Genomic DNA, 18,322 nt, shown 5'->3' with positions numbered 1-18,322 from the left:
TCAGTAGAGGGGTAGGCTCGATTATAAAGAGGGCTACCCGCCGTCCGCTTTGTGATGAATCAATTGCGGATGTACACTGATGAATAGAATTCATAACGTCTTACCATTTTGCCTAATTATCCGTTCATAAAATCAATATATTCTATCGGCCTTTCAACACTCCCGAACGGATCAATATGACTGGTACTCCGACGCGGAAGACACCCGCCAAAGGTCAGCATGGCCTGCTTTTTGTTGTCATCCTCAGTGCCTTAATGGCTTTTACCTCGCTCTCAACCGATATTTATCTTCCCGCCATGCCGATGATGGCGCGCGATTTACACGGCAACGTCGAACTCACGATTACCGGTTTTTTAGTCGGCTTTTGCATTGCCCAACTGATCTGGGGGCCGCTAAGCGACCGTTTTGGCCGTCGATTGCCGCTGTTTATCGGCCTTGGGTTGTTTATTATCGGCTCGATCGGCTGCGCGCTCTCGCGCAATATTGAGCAGATTGTCTTCTGGCGTGTATTCCAGGCGCTGGGGGCTTGTACCGGCCCCATGCTGGCGCGCGCGATGATCCGTGATCTGTTCAGCCGCACCCGCGCCGCGCAAATGCTCTCGACGCTGATTCTGATGATGGCCATCGCTCCCATTGCCGGGCCGCTACTCGGTGGACAGATCATTGTGTTCGCCAGCTGGCACGTCATTTTCTGGCTGCTGGCGGCGATTGGCGTACTGATGTTCTTCACTCTCTTCTGGCTACCGGAAACGCTGCCGGAAGAGAAGCGCGTCAAAGCGTCGCTGGGCGGCGTGTTTAAGAACTACGGCCTGCTGTTAACCAATGTCGCCTTTATGCGCTACACCCTGTGCCTGACGAGCTTTTACGTGGCCGCCTACGCGTTTATCGCCGGGTCGCCGTTCGTCTATATCAGCTACTTCGGCGTCGATCCGCAGCACTACGGCTGGCTATTCGCGCTGAACGTTGTCGGCGTCATGCTCATGAGCGTGGTCAACCGCCGAATCGTCCACCGCTATCCGCTGGAGACGCTGCTAAAAATATCGCTGTTGGTGGCGGGCGCGGCGGCTATCGTGTTGGCGATTGGCGCGCGCTGGCAGATTGGGGGCCTGCTGCTGATCGTGGTGTCAGTGTTCGTACTGTTTTCGATGAATGGGATTATCGCCGCCACCTCGACTGCCGCCGCGCTGGACGCCGCGCCGAACGTCGCGGGTTCAGCCTCCGCGCTAATTGGCGCATTGCAGTACGGCAGCGGGATTATCTCGTCATTGCTGCTGGCAACGCTCAGCGACGGCACGCCGTGGACAATGGCGTGGATTATGGCGCTATTTACCCTCATCAGTACCGCGATTGCCCTGACGACGCGCGCCAGGGCCGTGGCATAATCAGGCGCTGACCACGCGGTTGCGCCCCTGCTGTTTTGCCCGGTACAGCGCCGCATCGCTGCAGCTGATGAGCTCAGTAGCGATATCGGCAGTGCTCTGAATGCTGCACACCGACAGCGGAGAATCCCAGCTCATCACGCCCAGACTGATGGTCAGCACGCTGCCGATGGGGTTGGTTTCATGCACAATCTCCAGCGCCATTACCCGCTCGCGCAGGCGTTCAGCCACCGCCAATGCCCCTTCGGCGCTGGTGTCCGGCAGTATCACCAGAAACTCTTCGCCGCCGTAGCGGCTCACGCTATCGCCCGGGCGCAATCCGCCTCTCAGCGCATCTGCCACGGCGCGCAGCACCTGGTCGCCCGCCGGGTGCCCATAGGTGTCGTTGTAGCGCTTAAAGAAGTCGATATCCGCCATACACAGCGAGAGTGACGTGCCCTCGCGCTGTGCGCGGGTAATTTCATAGCTGAGACGATCATCCATGTAGCGACGGTTAAACAGGCCGGTTAGATGGTCTCGTTCGGCGTACTGCAGTAGCGTCTGGTTCGCGCGGGCAAGCTGCTGTTCCGCCAGCTTACGGTCGGTAATATCCATCCACGCCGAGGAGATGCCCGCCACGCTACCACCCGCGTCATACACCGGCATGGGCTTAATGTAGAAATAGCGGCCGTAGAGAAACAGCTCTTTGCTGGCTATCTCTTCACCGCCGTCGAGCAGAATAAAATCCTGCTGAAACAGCAGGTGCCACTCCGGCATCAACGTTTTGAGAAACTGCCCCACCAGCTTTTCTTCCGGCTGCCCCAGCAGCTCGCCCATCGCTTTATTCGCCTTGGTTAACTGACCCTGGCGGTCGATAACGCACAGCGCCAACGGCGTATTCTGGTAGATAGACTCCAGCTGCAGCACCCGCTCGCCGAGCTGGGAGATATCCCGATCGGTACCGCGATAGCCGGTCAGTTGGCCGTTTTCATCGAACAGCGGAATACCGCTGGTTTCGAGGATCACCGCCCGACCGTCTGCCCGCAGGTTGCGGTTAATCAGGCCGGAGAAAGGCTTATGCGATGAGAGTACCTCGCGGAAGGTGCTCTCCAGCCGTTCGGCCTCGCCAGGCGCCATAAAATCAAACGGCGTACGGCCAAGCACCTCTTCAGCCGAGTAGCCGAGTAGGCGCATCACCATTTCTGAGGACCAGACGTAGCGCCCCTGCGTGTCCACTTCCCACACCCAATCGGTGTTATGGTTGAGGAGATCGGCCAGCCTGCCGGAATCCATCGGGTCTTTCTGTACGAACGGCTTCTCCATTGTCATTCACCCTCTCCTTTGGTGCGATCGGCCTGACAAAACGGTGCTTTTTTAACCGCTTTATCAACCAAAACAAAATGACCTGTTATTTAATAGCCCGGAAGGCTTTGACGATTTGTGCGGCTGCACTATTTTATACCAAAGATAAAGGAGCCGTGCCCGTGATTGCAATTCAATATTTGTGTCCAGAATGTGCCGGTATGACTGAAATAACCGACATTGAGAAAATAAAAAACGCGGAAGATCAATATCCGTTAACCTGTCACGCCTGCGGCGCGCCCTTCAGTAAAGACGCGCTTATCAAATTCGCCCGTCAAAAAGCCGAAGAAATGATTAACGAAGCCTTATTTCAATTAAAAAACTCGTCGTCTCAAGGAAATAAATAACCGGGTAAATTTTGCCTCCCTTATCACAGGAAAATATTAGACCTCATCCCTGTAGCCCTATTTATTTATTTTCCTTCATTTCCCTAATCTATTTTTCTGGTCCGTATTCAGAGCCTTACGCACACGGAAGTGATAGCGCAAAAAATCGACGTTTGCTAACGTGGTTTCACCATTCACTACGGCAAGGAGAGACACATCGTGTCACAGCCGCTGATTACTGCTCTCATCCCCGGAACCGGGTTTCCTGGACTCGACGACTACCGCAGCCGCCAGGCCGCTTTCTACAGCGATGACTACGGTCAACGCAGCCGCTATCGCTCGCACAACGAGGCCCTGCTTCAGCAGGACCGTGACCCGCAGGTCGTTTTCTTCGGTGACTCCATTACCGACGGCTGGGATTTAGCCCAGAGCTTTCCGGGAAAAAACTACATCAACCGCGGTATTGGCGGGCAAACCACCGCGCAGATGCTGGTACGCTTTCGCCAGGACGTACTGAACCTGCGCCCGCAGGTGGTGGTGATCCTCGCAGGTACCAACGATATCGCAGGCAATACCGGCCCGGTGAGCAATCTGGATATCGAAGAGAACATCATGACGCTGACCGAACTGGCCACGCTACACGGTATTCGGGTGGTGATATCGTCGGTGCTCCCGGTACATGACGCCAATCCTGACTCGCAGGATCTTTACGCCCAGCGCCCGCGTGAGCGCCTGATCGCGCTGAATCACTGGCTGAAAAGCTGGTGTACAGCGCAAGGCTTTGTCTGGCTGGATTACGCCACGCCAATGACGGACGCCTCCGGCAAACTGATTGCCCGCTACTCTGATGATGGTCTGCACCCCAACGCGGAAGGCTATCGGGTGATGACCCCGCTGGCGGAAAGTGCCGTTCAGGCGACACTGTCGAAGGTGGACGGGTACACGCCTTCCGACTCACAATGATTGATTGGCGGCGCCGCCATCGGGCAATCGCTCCTGATCTGCCCGATGGGGCTTAGAGAATTGAAGAGCGCTTAAGCCAGCGCTTCCGCTTCCATCATCACCGGATGAAAACGGCGTTTGAAATAGATAAGCCCGTGCCCCTCTTCTTCCGCCAACGCAATATGCTGAACTTCCACCAGATAGACCAGATGGCTACCGATAGTCTGCACCTGGCGTATCTCACCTTCCAGACATGCCAGCGCCGCCTTTAGCACCGGCTGCCCCAGCGCGCCGCGCTGCCAGCCAGCGAGATTAAAGCGCTCATCCATGGCCATACCGGTCATGCCGGCAAAGTGACGCGCCATGATCTCCTGTTCATGGTTGAGCACGTTGATGCACAGCTTACCGTTGCCCTGGAACACCGGGTTCATAGCGCTGTTGGCGTTAATACAGACCATCACCGACGGCGGCGAGTCCGTGACCGAGCAGACGGCGGTGGCGGTGATGCCGCAGCGGCCCGCTTCCCCTTCGGTAGTGACGACGTTAACGGCGGCCGACAGGCTGGCCATAGCATCGCGAAAACGCAGACGTTGTTCATCTAATTGCATTGTGACCTCCCGCTGCCAATTACTTCAGCAGCTTATCCAGCAGATTAATATCAGCGTTGTTGTGCAGGTGTGGCACCGTCCAGCCGTTCTGGTCGTACTCAGACAGGCAGCGATCGACCATCGCCATCATTTTGTCCATGTTGCCGGAGGTCTGGGCCTGGCGCAGACACTGCAGGCGGATCTCATCCTGGCTACCGGAGTAGTTAATTTCATACAGCTCGTGGCGACCGCCGAACTCGCTGCCGATCGCATCCCACATCAGTTTTAAGATCTTGATACGTTCAACGTGATCCATGCCGTTGGAGCCGCGCACGTATTTCGCCAGGTACTGGTCGATCTGCGGATTGTTCAGGTCGCGGGCGCTCGACGGCAGGTAGATCAGGCCGCTGGTCACGTTACGTTCAATGATATTTTTGATTTTGGCGTAGGCCATCGGCGCCATCACGCGGTAGGTTTGCAGCGCCGCGTGGTCCGGCAGGTAGGCGCCGTTAACCCACGGGGTCGCTTCGGAACACATGGAGTCGCTCAGCGCCCAGAACATGTTGCGCCACGCCACCACTTCGCCGAGATCCGCCTGCACGCCGCGGAACTCAGAGGTACCGGTACACTCCAGCGATTTCTTCAGCAGGCCGGTAATGAAGTCGAGCTTCACCGCCAGACGCACGCACGCCTGTAGTGGGTACATACGGGCAAAGCCGCCTTCCATCGTCCAGCGACGACAGCGATCGAAATCGCGGTAGATAAGGACGTTCTCCCAGGGGATCAGCACCTTATCCATCACCAGAATCGCGTCGTTCTCGTCAAAGCGGCTGGAGAGCGGATAGTCGTACGGGGAGCCGGTTGCGCCGGCCACCAGCTCGTAGGAGGCGCGGGAAATCAGCTTCATGCCTTCGGCATCCATCGGTGCGACGAACATCAGCGCAAAGTCCGGGTTTTCACCCATCACCTGCGCGGAACCGAAGCCAATCATGTTGTAGTGGGTCAGCGCCGAGTTGGTGGCCACCACCTTCGCGCCGCTCACAATAATCCCGGCGTCGGTCTCTTTTTCCAGTTTGATGTAGACGTCTTTCACTTCATCCGCCGGCTTATGACGGTCGATGGGCGGGTTGACGATGGCGTGGTTGAAGTACAGCCCGGTTTCCTGAATGCGCGAGTACCAGTGGCGGGCGTTCTGCTCGAACTGGCCGTAGAACGCCGGGTTCGCGCCCAGCGCGCTGCCGAACGCCGCTTTGTAGTCCGGGGTGCGCCCCATCCAGCCGTAGGAGAGACGTGACCACTCGGCGATGGCGTCGCGCTGCTGGCGCAGGTCGTCGGCACTTTTCGCCACGCGGAAGAATTTGTGGGTGTAGCCGCCGCTGCCGGTATCGGTGCCCCAGCACAGCTTGTCCTGCATTTCCGGTTTGTGCAGCGCATCGTACAGCTGGCCGACGGAAGCCGCGGCGTTGCGGAAGGCTGGATGGGTGGTGACATCCTTGACGCGCTCGCCGTAGATATAGATCTCACGGCCATCCTGCAGGCTTTTCAGGTACTCTTCACCGGTTAACGGGCGTTTGGTGTCTGCGCGGAAATCTTCAGGTTTCATTCGGGTACACTCCAGTATCTATCGGATTTGTTAAATTTATGTTTTTCTCTTGTTTCGTAATTGAAGCGTTTAAAGGGGAGGCGGTGAAGAGACTTTTGGGTCAACGGCTGGTACTTTTCGGGCGAGGGGCGGTTCTGTGATCTGGGTAGGGTTTGGTGTCATTCCCGGCGGCACTTCGCCTGGCCGGGCTACGTAGTGTTTGGTGCGCGATGGCCCCTCACCCCGGCCCTCTCCCCAAAGGGGCGAGGGGGAAAAACCAACATGCAAGCTGCACGGTCGGTTAGGGTGAGGGGAAAATCACGACACCGGGACTTTCTGCGCGCGAAACGCGCTCGGCGAACACCCCACTAAGCGGTTAAAAAAGCGGGCAAAATAGGCCGGGTCCTTAAAACCAAGCTGCCACGCAATCTCGCTCACCGCGCTGTCGGAAAACAGCAGCAGCCGCTTGGCCTCACGCAGCTGTCTGTCGAAAATCAGCTTTTTCGGCGGACGGTTGGCAAACCGGCGGCAGATATCCGTCAGCCGGGATTCGGTCAGGTGCAGCTCGCTGGCGTAGTCCGGCACCGTCCAGTGGCGGTGATAGTGGTTATCAATCATCTGGTTAAAGCGCTGGAACAGCTTCAGCTCGCCGCGCACGCCGCTGGCTGCGTGGTCGTCGAGCGGCGCGTTACGCAGCAAAAGGGTGAACACCGCCTGCGCCAACAGCACCAGCGTGTGCTCGCGCCCCGGCAGTTCAGAGGTAGACTCGCGCTGAATCAACCGCCAGTAGTGCGCCAGCGCCGCCAGTTCGTCGGGTTTATCCGCCAGCGACAGGCACATTCCCGGCAGGCCAAACGCCTCGCGGGTGCCGGGATACAGCACCTCCAGCAGCGGCCAGACCAAATCCTCCCGCACCGTCAGCACGTGACCGTCGCTGTCCGACTCGGTGATAAACGCATGCGGGACCGACGGCGGCGTCAGCACAAACAGCGGTGCCTGCACCGAATAGCGGTGATCGTCGAGCTGCAGCTCAATCTGCCCGGTATCAAGAAAGTGCATCTGGAAAAACTGATCGTGGCGATGCGCCTGCATATCGCGGCCAAAAAACGCCGCCATGCGGGCGAACGATTGATAGTGCACGTCCTTGCTGCCGAGGCTCTCCTCATACTCGGTGCTGATGTCGATATTGGTAATCGCACGCTGGCACATAACCGGCGATATAATCCGCCGCCTCTTCCACGCCAACTTTACGGGCCGTTTTACCCACCACCAGCGCCACCGTCGCGCCGCTGAATACCGTTTCCCCCTCCGGGAATGGGATCGGCTGGCCGCCTTCGGTAACGGTATTGTGCGGTTTGATAAACCAGACGGCGGTTTTAGGCGGTGCCTTGTAGGGGGCCTGCTCGAACGCGTCGCGCCAGGCATCAAGCTGGCTGCGGTGGTTGAGCGCCACGGCGAAAACGGTACCTTTCATTTACAGCTTCTTAGAGACAGCATTTATTTCGTTAATATATTAATGATCTGTTTTATTCCTCCGCTGTTCATTTAGCAAACACAAGTAATTTTTTTGTGACTCGATTAACAATAATTTTACACAAATTAAAAATAAATATTTATAATCAATGAATTAATAAAAATCAGCTTCAGAACCACCAGGTTTAATCAAAAATATGCTGTTGATAAAAGCAACATTGCTATATTGTTCATATATTAATGATGAGAAGTGGCAGGAGGCAGAATGCACGATTCTTTAACCATCGCCCTGATGCAGGCGCGGGAAGTGGCGATGACCTATTTTCGGCCTATCGTGAAGCAGCATAATCTGACGGAGCAGCAGTGGCGGATTGTTCGCGTGCTGGTCGACAATCCCTCAATGGACTTTCACGATCTGGCCGCCGCCACCTGTATTCTCCGGCCCAGCCTGACCGGGATTTTGACGCGCATGGAGCGAGATGGGCTGGTGTTACGCCTGAAGCCGGTCAACGATCAGCGTAAACTTTATGTCTCGCTCACCAAAGAGGGGTACGCGCTGTACGAGCGCGCGCAGGCGAAAGTGGAAGAGGCCTACTTAGAAATCGAACAGAAGTTCACGCCTGAGAAGATGAAACAGCTGACGGCGTTGCTACACGAGTTTATTACCCTCAACAAATAACCCATTATCTGCCTGTTTTCACAGCAATTCGGGCAGAATGAAACCTCCCTTAACGGTTCATTACGCCATTACTTACCCCGATACACTTAAGTGGTACGCCATCCTGATATTTTTGAATCAGATCACATAATTTTATGAAATACAGGTTTAATATTCATAAAAAATGTGACACGGATTCACTAATTCTCATAAAAGGACCGCTGTGTGCCGCCAACGCTCTGCGTATGGCTGGCGATTTATCTTCTCTCTGTATGACCGCAGTTGTGCCTGTTCACCCCGCAGGCCGTCTCATATCCTAAGAAGTAAAGGAACGTTTTATGCGCACTACTGGTCATACGCGCTGGTTTATGGTGGCTCTTGTCACGCTTGGCACGATTTTATGCTATTTAACCCGCAATACTATTTCGGCCGCTGCGCCGACGCTTCAGAGCGATCTTCATGTCACTACTCAGCAGTATTCCTGGATCGTGGCGACGTTTTCCGCCTGCTACACCATTGCTCAGCCCATCGCGGGCTATGTGCTTGATACGCTGGGCACCAAAGTGGGTTATACCCTGTTTGGCGCGCTGTGGGGCATCTTCTGCATTGGTGCCGCCTTCACCAACAGCTGGCAAGGCCTGGCGCTGTGTCGTGGCTTAGGTGGTTTTGCCGAGAGCGCGATGATCCCCGCAGGGCTGAAATCGGTCACCGAATGGTTCCCGGATCACGAACGTTCCGTCGCCGTGGGCTACTTCAACGTCGGTTCTTCGATGGGCGCCATCATTGCGCCGCCGATGGTGGCATGGGCGATTTACATTCACAGCTGGCGTCTGGCGTTCGTGATCGTCGGGATTGCCAGTGTTGTTTGGGCGCTGGGATGGTACCTGGTCTATACCCGACCGGGCCAGTGCAAAAAACTGAGCAAAGAAGAGTACAACTACATCACCGAAGGCCAGCCAGAGAAAAAAACGGTCGATAAAGTACACATCGGCCAGCTGCTGAAGCAACGTAAATTCTGGGGCATCGCCCTGCCGCGCTTCCTGGCGGAACCGGCATGGGGGACCTTCAACGCCTGGATCCCGCTGTTTATGGTGCACACCTACGGCTTCAACCTGAAAGATATCGCCATGTTTGCCTGGATCCCGATGCTGTTCGCCGATATGGGCTGCGTCATCGGCGGCTATCTGCCGGGGATCTTCCAGCGTGTCTTTGGCGTCAATATTGTGGTTTCACGTAAGCTGGTTGTCACCATGGGCGCAGCGCTGATGATCCTACCAGGCATGGTCGGTCTGTTCAGCAGCCCGTTCGTGGCTATTGCGCTGCTGTGCGTCGGCGGTTTTGCCCACCAGTCGCTGTCCGGCGCGTTGATTACGCTCTCTTCCGACATGTTCGATCCGGGCGAAGTGGCCACCGCCAACGGTTTTACCGGCATGGCTGCATGGACCGCCAGCACCTTATTCGCCCTGGTGGTTGGCGCGCTGGCAGACACATTAGGCTTTAGCCCACTGTTTGCCGTGCTGGCCGTGTTTGACGTGGTCGGGGCGATTATTCTGTGGGCGCTGCTGCGTTCGCCGGAACCCGAGCTGGAAGTGAACCCGGTCAGCTGACAGCCCCCCGGCGGCGCTTCGCCAGGCCGGGCTACATGAACGGTAGCCCGGGCGAGGCGCTAGCCAACCCCGGGCGGGTTCGAAAGCCTACCTCTCAAGCAGCTGTCGATGCACTTTCACCACCGCTTTCTTTATCTCGGCAGGCGTCTCTCCCTGAACGCCCGGTTTATGCGGCTCTCCGGGGAAAAATACCGCAAACATTCCCGCCTGCAGCGTGATGGACTGCTGCCCGGCAATCTCATCACACAGTTGGTAATCGTCTTCGCGGTGCCATTCATCGCACTGACGGGCGCTGTCAACAAACCCGAAATCAATGCGCTCTTCTCCGGCGAGCAGGATCTGCACATCAATATATTCCGCGTGCAGCTCGGCCCGCTTAGCGTGCGCAGGTTGCGTCATAAACTGCATCACGTTCATAAAAATATCGTCCCCCTGCAAAACGTGACAGCCCGGTTCACAGCGTTGCGGATCCGCCTTCAGGGCCAGCGTCAGTGCCGCCAGCAGCGGTGAAGGTAATCCGGTACGCTCAGGGCAACGAATATCGCCAATAATCATATGATGTCCTCTTCTGCCAGCATTGCCGCGCCGAGTAACCCCGCGTCATGCTGATGATGGGCGGCGACAAGATGCGTGTGATAGGCCGCCGGTTCTCGCGCCAGATACCCGGCGACCAGGGATAGATAACCTTCAGCCAGACCGACGCTGCCGCCGAGAACCACGCATTCGCAGTCATAGCTGGCTTTCAGATCGGCAATCAGTCGCGCCACGGTTTGGGCCGAGCGCTCAATCAGGCACGTCGCCTGCGGATGCCCCTGCTGGTGCAGCGCATAGATTTCTTTTGCGGTCATACCGTGGAGAGCGTCAACCGCCTGAGCGCTAATCCCGCGTCCAGAGGCAATCGCTTCCACGCAACCGCGACGCCCGCAGCCGCAAAGCGGCCCGTGCGGGTCGGCCAGCGTATGTCCGATATGCCCCGCCATCCCGTGACGACCGGTAAGCAGCTTGCCATGACTGATGATGCCGCCGCCGACGCCCGTCGACACCGTGATAAACGCCATATCGCGAATATCGCCCAGCAGCGCGCGATATTCCGCCCAGGCTGCTGCCTGCGCATCATTCACCGCCAGACAGGGCAGCCCGGTAAGCTGAGCGAGGGTATCCACCAGCGGAAACTGCGCCAGGCCGCCAAGATTATCCGGGTTAAGGGCCGTGAGAATGCCGTGACGGATGATGCCGGTTGAGGCTACCGCCACGCGCTGTGCCTGCCCGGCAAATGGCGCAACCAGCGAGCGCAGCGCCTCACGTAGCGCCTCCGGCGTGCGGCTGGCGGGTGTTGGTAAAACGTGGCGGTCGATGAGCTGCTGTTGGGGATCGATAAGTGCCGCAGCGAGCTTGGTGCCGCCGATATCAATCGCCAGCGTGCTCATACCGCTTCCTCCACGATCGCGTCACGATACCACTGGCAAATATGCTCAAGGCGCGTAATCGCCGAGCCGACGGTGACCGACCAGGCACCGTGCCGCATGGCCTGTGCGGCGAGCGCCGGCGAGTTATAGCGCCCTTCGGCAATCACGCGGTAGCCTTTAGCGCTTAACGCCGCCACCAGCGCCAGATCGGGCTCCTGCGGCACCACATCGGTGGTATAGCCGGAAAGCGTGGTGCCGATAATATCCGCGCCAAGGCGGTGACAAAATGCCGCATCCTGCTGCGAAGAGCAGTCTGCCATCGCCAGACGCTGGTGATGATGAATCCGGGCAATGATTTCCGCGACGGCCACCGGGCGAGCGCGTTCGGTGCCGTCGAAAGCAATAATGTCGGCACCGGCCTGCACCAGCGCGTCCACGTCCTCAAGGTAGGGGGTAATGCGTACCGGTGAATCAGTGAGGTCGCGCTTTACAATCCCAATAATCGGAACGCTAATCAGCGCGCGCGTCGCCTTCAGGTTTTCAATGCCTTCGATGCGGACCGCCACGGCCCCCGCCTGTACCGCCGCCAGCGCCATCGCCGCCACGATATCCGGTTTATCTAACGGGCTGCCGGGGACCGGCTGGCAAGAAACGATAAGCCCACCCTGCTGTTGAATGCTTGCATCCAGATTCTCTAACAACGACATAAGTACATCCTTAACTTCGATTTGCGCCCGGCGCGTCCGGGCGCCTGTAATTAATGCTTACCGCAAACGGGAACCGATTTTTCTGTCTGGCGGGTCAGCGCGCCGCTAAACGGCTTACCGTCGATAGCATCATGCGTGCGCAGTGCTTCCGGACGAATCCAGCGCTGTACGCGAGACGGCATATCAAGACCAATCAGCAGAATCACGACGAACGTTAAACCAAAGGAGAGCGACCCCAACGCGGAGCCAAGGCTGAGATGCTGTGCGACCAGCGCACCAATCACCGGCGCCGCCGCCCCGCCCAGCGCCCCGACGTTGTAGGTAAAGCCGAGGCCTGCCGCACGCTGGTCGGTATCGAAATAGCCGCCGATCAGCTTCGGCAGAATGCCGGCAATGCCCTGGCCTAGCATCTGCTGGAAGAACAGCAGGATACCCAGACCCCAGATGCTGGAACCGCCAATGGCGAATACCGGGATAATCAGAATCTGCGAGGCCAACAGGCTGTAAACATAGGCTTTGCGCGTTCCCAGCCAGTCGCCGAGGAAGCCGCCGACAATGCAGCCCACCGCAGCGCCAAAGCCGCTAAAGAACAGCACCTGCGCTACGGTCGCCGGGTTATAGCCCAGCTCGCTTTTGAGGTAGGTCGGCAGCAGCGCCTGAATCGGCCAGGAATAGAGGAAAGCAAACAGCACCACCACCATCAGCATCACGCCGGTCGGCCAGCGTTTGCCGCTGCTTTGCACCATGAAGCTGACAAAAATCACCGTACACACCAGCGCCAGCAGCAGTACGATCGCCGGGTTATGCAGGTTGCCCGCAAAGCAGAACCATAGGGCGGCGATCGCGGCGCAGCTCATCGCGATATTCATCAGCCGCAGCTTGCCGCGATAAAGAATGTCGACCATCGTGCGCACCGGCGTTTTATTCGCCTGACGCTCTTTCCAGTCTTCCGTTTCCGGGATATTTTTCCGCAGCCACAGCGCAAAAATAATCGGCAGAATGCCAATGAAAAACAGCGCGCGCCAGCCCCAGAGAGGAACGATCAGACTGTAGACCTGTGCCGCCACCACCGCGCCGACGGAAAAACCGGAAATCAGGAAGCCGCTGGCTTTATTACGCAGATGTTTTGGCCAGCTTTCAATCACATAGGTTGCGCTGGAACCGTACTCCCCCGCCATCCCCATCCCGATAACCATACGGGCGATAAACATTGAGGTGTAACCCGGCGCCAGGCCGCAGGCCAGCGTACCGACGGAGAAAAGAATAATACTGGTGACCATCGACAGGCGACGGCCGTAGCGATCGCCCATCGCCCCCAGCAGCAGCCCGCCTAACCAGCGCGAAATAAACGCGGCGGAAATAATACTCGCCGCCTGTACGGTGGTGAGCTGGAACTCGCTCTGTACTTCCGTTAATACCAGGGCAATTAAGACAAAATCAAAACCATCAAGCAAATAGCCAAGCCATGCGGCTGAGAAAGCCCGCCACTGGGATTTATTAAGGTGTTTGTACCATGGAATGGCTTTTGTAATTCCACTCATGTTGCTCTCCTGTGATGAGCAAATTGCAATACCTATGTGCCTAAAGAGTGAGTGCGACACACTCAAATGAAGTAAAACTCCATTTAATAATTTTACAAGAAGAAAAGCACCACAAGAGCACAGACTGAAATGTGTGAACAACGTCATAGAGGTAAGCATGACGGAGGCTAAAAAATCGATCTGCATCACAACATGCCGTCGCCATCGGCGCAGGTGCGCGCAAAATGGCGGCTATTACACGGTTTTTACACCGATTTTCTTGCCTGACCGCAGGCGCTGCCCCATCATTACCCACTCAGTCAGCGTGAAGAGCAGGAAGCAATGGAGAGTCCGAACTCACCGGTTAAGGCCGGAAAAATACTTGATACTTTGGGGGCGATGCAGAGCAGTCTGACCCGCGTTGGGCAGCGCATTGCCAACTACATCATGACTTCACCCCATAAGGTGACGCAGCTTTCCATCGCCGATCTTTCACATGAGATCAACGCCGGCGAAGCGTCGGTGATCCGTTTCTGCCGCCTACTGGGCTATAAGGGCTTTCAGAATTTCAAAATGGAGCTGGCCATTGAGCTGGCGATGGTCGACAGCGATGACAGCAGCACGCTGCTGGACGCGGAAGTGGTGGAAAACGATGACGCCCACACTATTGGTCTGAAGCTGCAAGGCGCGATTGCCAACGTGCTGTCCGAAACGCTGAATCTGCTGGATATGCGCCAGGTCGAACAGGTTGTCGATGCGCTGCACGCCTGCAACAGCGCCTATATTTTTGGCGTGGGCGCGTCCGGCGTTACCGCCGAAGATATGAAGCATAAGCTGATGCGTATCGGTATGCGCGTGGATGCGCTCACCAACAATCACTTTATGTACATGCAGGCGTCCCTGCTTAAACCGGGCGATGTCGCCGTCGGCATCAGCCACTCAGGCCACTCCCCGGAAACCACCCATGCGCTGCACCTTGCCAAAGAAGCGGGCGCGACCACCGTCGCGCTGACCCATAACCTGGGCTCTCCGCTGAGCAAAGTCGCTGATTTCACGCTGATTAATGGTAATCGACAGGGGCGTCTGCAGGGTGACTCCATCGGAACCAAGACCGCGCAGCTGTTCGTGCTGGATCTTATCTACACCCTGCTGGTGCAGAAAGATCCGGAACAGGCGAAGGCCAATAAACTGCGCACCATGGACGCCTTAACGGTTCCTCGTCAGGCCTAATTTAGTGCGGCCGATCACACTCTGATACTCTCGTTTTTCCCTATGGGTATCATTTGTCCGCAAAGTGGAGTTATGCTTCATTTTAATTTTTAGTTAAGAAGAAAAACACCACTTGAGGTTTACATGGAAAAGCTAACAGGTCTTATCGCTGCGCCGCACACCCCTTTCGACGGCCACGGTGAAGTGAACTATCCGGTCATTGACCAGATTGCCGAGCATCTTATCGGCCAGGGCGTAAAGGGCGTGTATGTTCTTGGCACCACCGGCGAGGGCATCCACTGCTCCGTTGCTGAACGTAAAAAGATCGCCGAGCGCTGGGTCGCGGCCAGCCACGGCAAGCTCAGCATTACGCTCCATACTGGCGCGTTGAGCATCGCCGACTCGCTGGAGCTGAGCCGTCACGCGGAGACGTTAGATATTTTCGCCACCTCGGTGATTGGCCCCTGCTTCTTTAAACCTTCCAGCGTCGACGATCTGGTCGAATATTGCCGACTCAACGCCGCAGCCGCGCCGTCGAAGGGGTTCTACTACTATCATTCGGGCATGTCCGGGCTAAGCCTCGATATGGAACAGTTCCTGATTGCCGCAGCCGATAAAATCCCGAATCTGTCCGGTATGAAGTTTAACTCCAGCGACATGTACGAGTTCCAGCGTTGTCTGCGCGTTAACAACGGCCAGTTCGATATCCCCTTCGGCGTGGACGAATTTTTGCCGGCGGGGCTCGCCTGCGGAGCGATAGGTGCAGTAGGCAGTACCTACAACTACGCCGCGCCGCTCTATCTCCGTCTGATCGACAGCTTTAATCAGGGCAATCACCAGGACGTGGCGGCCTGCATGGACAAAGTGATCGCCATCATTCGCGTGCTGGTGCAGTACGGCGGCGTGGCGGCCGGGAAGTTGGCCATGCAGCTGCACGGTATCGACGTGGGCGACCCGCGCCGTCCGCTCCGCCCGATGACGGCGGAACAAAAGCAGGACGCGCTGGAAAAATTCCGTGCGGCGGAGTTTCTTTAACGGTTACGGTCATCGCCTGTGCGGAGGCCGTGCACGCTGAACCCTCACCCCGGCCCTCTCCCTGCAAGGGAGAGGGAGAAAACCCTGCATTAAGCCCACCAGCTCTACCGTACAGTCCCTCTCCCCTTTCAGGAGAGGGCAAAACCCTGCATGAATCCCACCAACCGCACCGTACAGTCCCCTCGCCCCTTTGGGGAGAGGGTTAGGGTGAGGGGGAGCCCCCCATCCCAGCACCTGAAACCGATTTCATTGCTGTACAAATACAAGACAGATCACACTTCTTTACATCTCACTTTGCATCCGGCTTCTTGTTTCTATAAAAGAAACACTAACAACAATCCTATGACGCCTCTTACCTTTTAAACCTTAAAATGATGAGAACACCTCTATGTCAGAACAACCGATAACAAGATCTGCCGCCCGCTCGACCGGCCGGGTACGCTTCTTTGTGCTAGGCCTGGTGTTTATTAATATTATTATCAACTACATGGACCGAACGAACCTCTCGGTCGCGGCGACGCAGATGTCCGGCGAGCTGCAGTTTACCCCGCTCCAGATGGGGCTTATCTTCTCCGCGTTTGGCTGGATCTACGCCGCATTGCAGATCCCAGGCGGATTTCTGATCGACCGTCTCGGCTCTCGCCTGGTCTACGGCGTGGGGCTGTTTATCTGGTCGTTGATTACCGCGCTGCACGCTGTCGCCAGCAGCTTTGGCGCGCTGGTTGGCCTGCGTCTGGGCGTCGGCGCGTTTGAAGCCCCCGTGATGCCGTCAAACAACCGCGTGATCTCCAGCTGGTTCCCGGAGCAGGAACGCGCCACGGCAATCGGTATTTACTCTTCCGCCCAGTTTGTCGGCATGGCGCTGATGACGCCGGTGCTGTTTCACATCCAGGATCTCTTCGGCTGGCGCGGGCTGTTTCTGATTACCGGCGTAGCAGGGATGATTTGGGGCGTGTTGTGGTACTGCGTCTATCGCGATCCGCTGGATCACAAAACGGTATCGAAAGCCGAACTGGATCACCTGCGCGACGGCGGCGCGGTCATGGAAAGCCGCGAGAACGCCGCTAAGCGTCCGTTCAGCTGGCAGGATCTGGGGCTGATGTTTAAAAGCCGTAAGCTGATTGGCATCTACTTTGGCCAGTTCACCATTTCAGCCACCTTCTGGTTCTTCCTGACCTGGTTCCCAACCTATCTGGTGCAATATCGCCATATGGACTTTATTAAATCCGGCTACGTCGCCTCCGTCCCTTACCTCGCGGCCTTCGTCGGCGTGCTGCTGGCGGGGTTTGTATCGGACCGTCTGATTCGTCGCGGCGTGTCTGCCAGCTTCGCCCGTAAAGCACCGGTCATTCTGGGGATGGCGCTGACGCTGTTTATCCTTGGCGCCAACTACACCGATGACCCCACGCTGATCATCCTGTTTATGTCCATCGCCTTCTTTGGCAACGGTCTGGCGACGATCACCTGGGTGTTTGTGACAGCCCTCGCGCCGCGTCATCTGATTGGTCTGGCGGGCGGCGTCTTCAACTTTACCGGCGCGCTCTCTTCGATCGTCGTACCGATCGCCATCGGCGCGCTGATCGACGGACATAACTTCGCCCCAGCGCTCGGTTTTATCGCCGTACTGGCCTGTCTGGGGATCTGCTCTTATCTGTTCGTGGTCGGCAAGATTGACCTCGACAGCGACAAGGCTACGCCGTCAGTCGGTCGCAAAGCGTAATGAGTTCGGCCAGCCGCGCGGCGGTCTGTTCCGGGGTGGGGTCATACATCCCGGCAAAAGCCAGCGCCGCCTTGTGTGAACCGAACTGAATCGGCTGGGCGAGAGAGACTTCGCCGTCATCGTGCGGCCAGACCACGTGGCCCAGCTGACGCTGCTGCTGAAGATAAGGCGCAATACGCGCAACCTCTTCCGCGCTAAAGCGCTGTGCCAGTACCTCGTCGCCTTCGGCCGCGAGCAGCGCAATACCGATGACCGACTCGCAGGCCGGCATCATGTGAAAACCCGCCAGCGCCTGGCTGATATGGCTGCCGGGGCGGGAGTGGAAGATGTAGATAACCTGGTCCTCCCACAGGACGCCCATCGCCACCACGATATCTTTCGGGGCGTAGGTTTCCAGCAGCGGGAGGGCTTTTGAAAACAGCGTTGAACCGCGGATCGCCTGTGCGGCCAGCGCGTGAATACCGGGCCCAGGCAGATAGCGACGCTGCTCGTCCTGGGTGGTTAAGCCGATGGCCGCCATGGTCATCAGCAGACGGTTCACGCGGGTGGGGTTAATGCCCATCAGCCGCGCCAGTTCGCGACAACCGATAGCCCGATCGCTGGACACCAGATACTGCAGGCAGCGAATACCGTCGATAAGGCTTTGATTAGGTTGAGACGACATAGCGGGATCCCGTTTTTTTAAAGACTATTATTTTATCGCCAGAAAGGCAGGAATTACAATTTATGCAAATTTTCCAGCAAACCCATGAACGTGATTTTCCCCACCAGACCCTGCGCGCCGATCTGCTGGTCGCCGGCGGCGGCCTGGCCGGGCTATGTGCCGCGCT

At 57.1% G+C, this 18,322-nt stretch carries 17 protein-coding genes and 1 pseudogene; 8 read left to right on the top strand and 10 right to left on the bottom strand.

Annotation, left to right across the window (positions count from 1 at the left end):
- Positions 1-176 precede the first annotated feature (176 nt).
- Positions 177-1,382: a multidrug effflux MFS transporter gene (locus M989_RS18705; protein ID WP_064547764.1), complete on the top strand. Its 1,206-nt coding sequence runs from the start codon at positions 177-179 to the stop codon at positions 1,380-1,382.
- Here the strand turns inward: M989_RS18705 and M989_RS18700 are convergent, their stop codons facing one another.
- Positions 1,383-2,687, bottom strand: a complete 1,305-nt coding sequence (locus M989_RS18700) for a sensor domain-containing diguanylate cyclase (RefSeq protein ID WP_064547763.1) — start codon at positions 2,685-2,687, stop codon at positions 1,383-1,385.
- Positions 2,688-2,842: 155 nt separating this feature from the next.
- Between M989_RS18700 and M989_RS26570 the strand changes: the two genes are divergently transcribed.
- Positions 2,843-3,067: an ECs_2282 family putative zinc-binding protein gene (locus M989_RS26570; RefSeq protein WP_425337868.1), complete on the top strand. Its 225-nt coding sequence runs from the start codon at positions 2,843-2,845 to the stop codon at positions 3,065-3,067.
- A gap of 198 nt (positions 3,068-3,265) precedes the next feature.
- Positions 3,266-4,009: an SGNH/GDSL hydrolase family protein gene (locus tag M989_RS18690; RefSeq protein ID WP_064547759.1), complete on the top strand. Its 744-nt coding sequence runs from the start codon at positions 3,266-3,268 to the stop codon at positions 4,007-4,009.
- 71 nt (positions 4,010-4,080) lie between these two features.
- Here M989_RS18690 and M989_RS18685 read toward each other — a convergent pair whose 3' ends face one another.
- The 4 genes and pseudogenes from M989_RS18685 to M989_RS18670 form a co-directional block, all read right to left on the bottom strand.
- The gene (locus M989_RS18685) at positions 4,081-4,596 is read right to left on the bottom strand and encodes a 4-hydroxyphenylacetate 3-monooxygenase reductase subunit (protein WP_064547757.1); all 516 of its coding nucleotides are present in this window, start codon (positions 4,594-4,596) and stop codon (positions 4,081-4,083) included.
- Positions 4,597-4,615: 19 nt separating this feature from the next.
- A complete protein-coding gene (gene hpaB, locus M989_RS18680; RefSeq protein ID WP_064547755.1) occupies positions 4,616-6,178 on the bottom strand; it encodes a 4-hydroxyphenylacetate 3-monooxygenase, oxygenase component in 1,563 nt (520 codons plus the stop codon).
- 297 nt (positions 6,179-6,475) lie between these two features.
- On the bottom strand, positions 6,476-7,366 hold the full coding sequence (gene hpaA / locus M989_RS18675) for a 4-hydroxyphenylacetate catabolism regulatory protein HpaA (RefSeq protein ID WP_064547754.1): 891 nt from the start codon (positions 7,364-7,366) through the stop codon (positions 6,476-6,478).
- Positions 7,350-7,631, bottom strand: a pseudogene (locus M989_RS18670) (fumarylacetoacetate hydrolase family protein); the annotation flags it as partial. The gene hpaA and the pseudogene M989_RS18670, both read right to left, overlap by 17 nt.
- A 264-nt stretch (positions 7,632-7,895) precedes the next feature.
- On the opposite strand from M989_RS18670, the gene hpaR reads away from it, so the two are divergent.
- On the top strand, positions 7,896-8,309 hold the full coding sequence (gene hpaR / locus M989_RS18665; RefSeq protein ID WP_064547751.1) for a homoprotocatechuate degradation operon regulator HpaR: 414 nt from the start codon (positions 7,896-7,898) through the stop codon (positions 8,307-8,309).
- Between the two features lie 317 nt (positions 8,310-8,626).
- Complete coding sequence (locus M989_RS18660; protein WP_064547749.1) at positions 8,627-9,895, top strand: MFS transporter; 1,269 nt, start codon at positions 8,627-8,629, stop codon at positions 9,893-9,895.
- 87 nt (positions 9,896-9,982) lie between these two features.
- Here M989_RS18660 and nanQ read toward each other — a convergent pair whose 3' ends face one another.
- The 4 genes from nanQ to M989_RS18640 are packed head-to-tail and all read right to left on the bottom strand — an operon-like array spanning position 9,983 to position 13,549.
- Complete coding sequence (gene nanQ, locus M989_RS18655; protein WP_064547747.1) at positions 9,983-10,450, bottom strand: N-acetylneuraminate anomerase; 468 nt, start codon at positions 10,448-10,450, stop codon at positions 9,983-9,985.
- Positions 10,447-11,322, bottom strand: a complete 876-nt coding sequence (gene nanK / locus M989_RS18650) for an N-acetylmannosamine kinase (RefSeq protein ID WP_064547745.1) — start codon at positions 11,320-11,322, stop codon at positions 10,447-10,449. The genes nanQ and nanK overlap by 4 nt, the downstream gene beginning before the upstream one ends.
- On the bottom strand, positions 11,319-12,008 hold the full coding sequence (locus M989_RS18645; protein WP_064547743.1) for an N-acetylmannosamine-6-phosphate 2-epimerase: 690 nt from the start codon (positions 12,006-12,008) through the stop codon (positions 11,319-11,321). The genes nanK and M989_RS18645 overlap by 4 nt, the downstream gene beginning before the upstream one ends.
- A gap of 50 nt (positions 12,009-12,058) precedes the next feature.
- Positions 12,059-13,549, bottom strand: a complete 1,491-nt coding sequence (locus M989_RS18640) for an MFS transporter (protein ID WP_064547741.1) — start codon at positions 13,547-13,549, stop codon at positions 12,059-12,061.
- 321 nt (positions 13,550-13,870) lie between these two features.
- Between M989_RS18640 and M989_RS18635 the strand changes: the two genes are divergently transcribed.
- The 3 genes from M989_RS18635 to M989_RS18625 all read left to right on the top strand — a co-directional run bounded on the left by M989_RS18635 (position 13,871) and on the right by M989_RS18625 (position 17,492).
- Positions 13,871-14,758, top strand: a complete 888-nt coding sequence (locus M989_RS18635; RefSeq protein ID WP_064547738.1) for a MurR/RpiR family transcriptional regulator — start codon at positions 13,871-13,873, stop codon at positions 14,756-14,758.
- Positions 14,759-14,881: 123 nt separating this feature from the next.
- Positions 14,882-15,772 carry a dihydrodipicolinate synthase family protein gene (locus M989_RS18630; protein WP_064547736.1) on the top strand — a complete coding sequence of 297 codons (891 nt, stop codon included), beginning with the start codon at positions 14,882-14,884 and terminating at the stop codon, positions 15,770-15,772.
- 388 nt (positions 15,773-16,160) lie between these two features.
- Positions 16,161-17,492: an MFS transporter gene (locus M989_RS18625; protein WP_064547734.1), complete on the top strand. Its 1,332-nt coding sequence runs from the start codon at positions 16,161-16,163 to the stop codon at positions 17,490-17,492.
- Here the strand turns inward: M989_RS18625 and M989_RS18620 are convergent.
- On the bottom strand, positions 17,464-18,156 hold the full coding sequence (locus tag M989_RS18620; protein ID WP_064547732.1) for an IclR family transcriptional regulator: 693 nt from the start codon (positions 18,154-18,156) through the stop codon (positions 17,464-17,466). The two genes, M989_RS18625 and M989_RS18620, sit on opposite strands and share 29 nt — an antisense overlap.
- Positions 18,157-18,322: the final 166 nt, after the last annotated feature.

The sequence above is a fragment of the Kluyvera georgiana ATCC 51603 genome (assembly GCF_001654985.1).
Lineage (GTDB): Bacteria > Pseudomonadota > Gammaproteobacteria > Enterobacterales > Enterobacteriaceae > Kluyvera > Kluyvera georgiana.
Note: the sequence above shows the minus strand (reverse complement) of the source record. Positions and strands in the feature narration are given on the sequence as shown.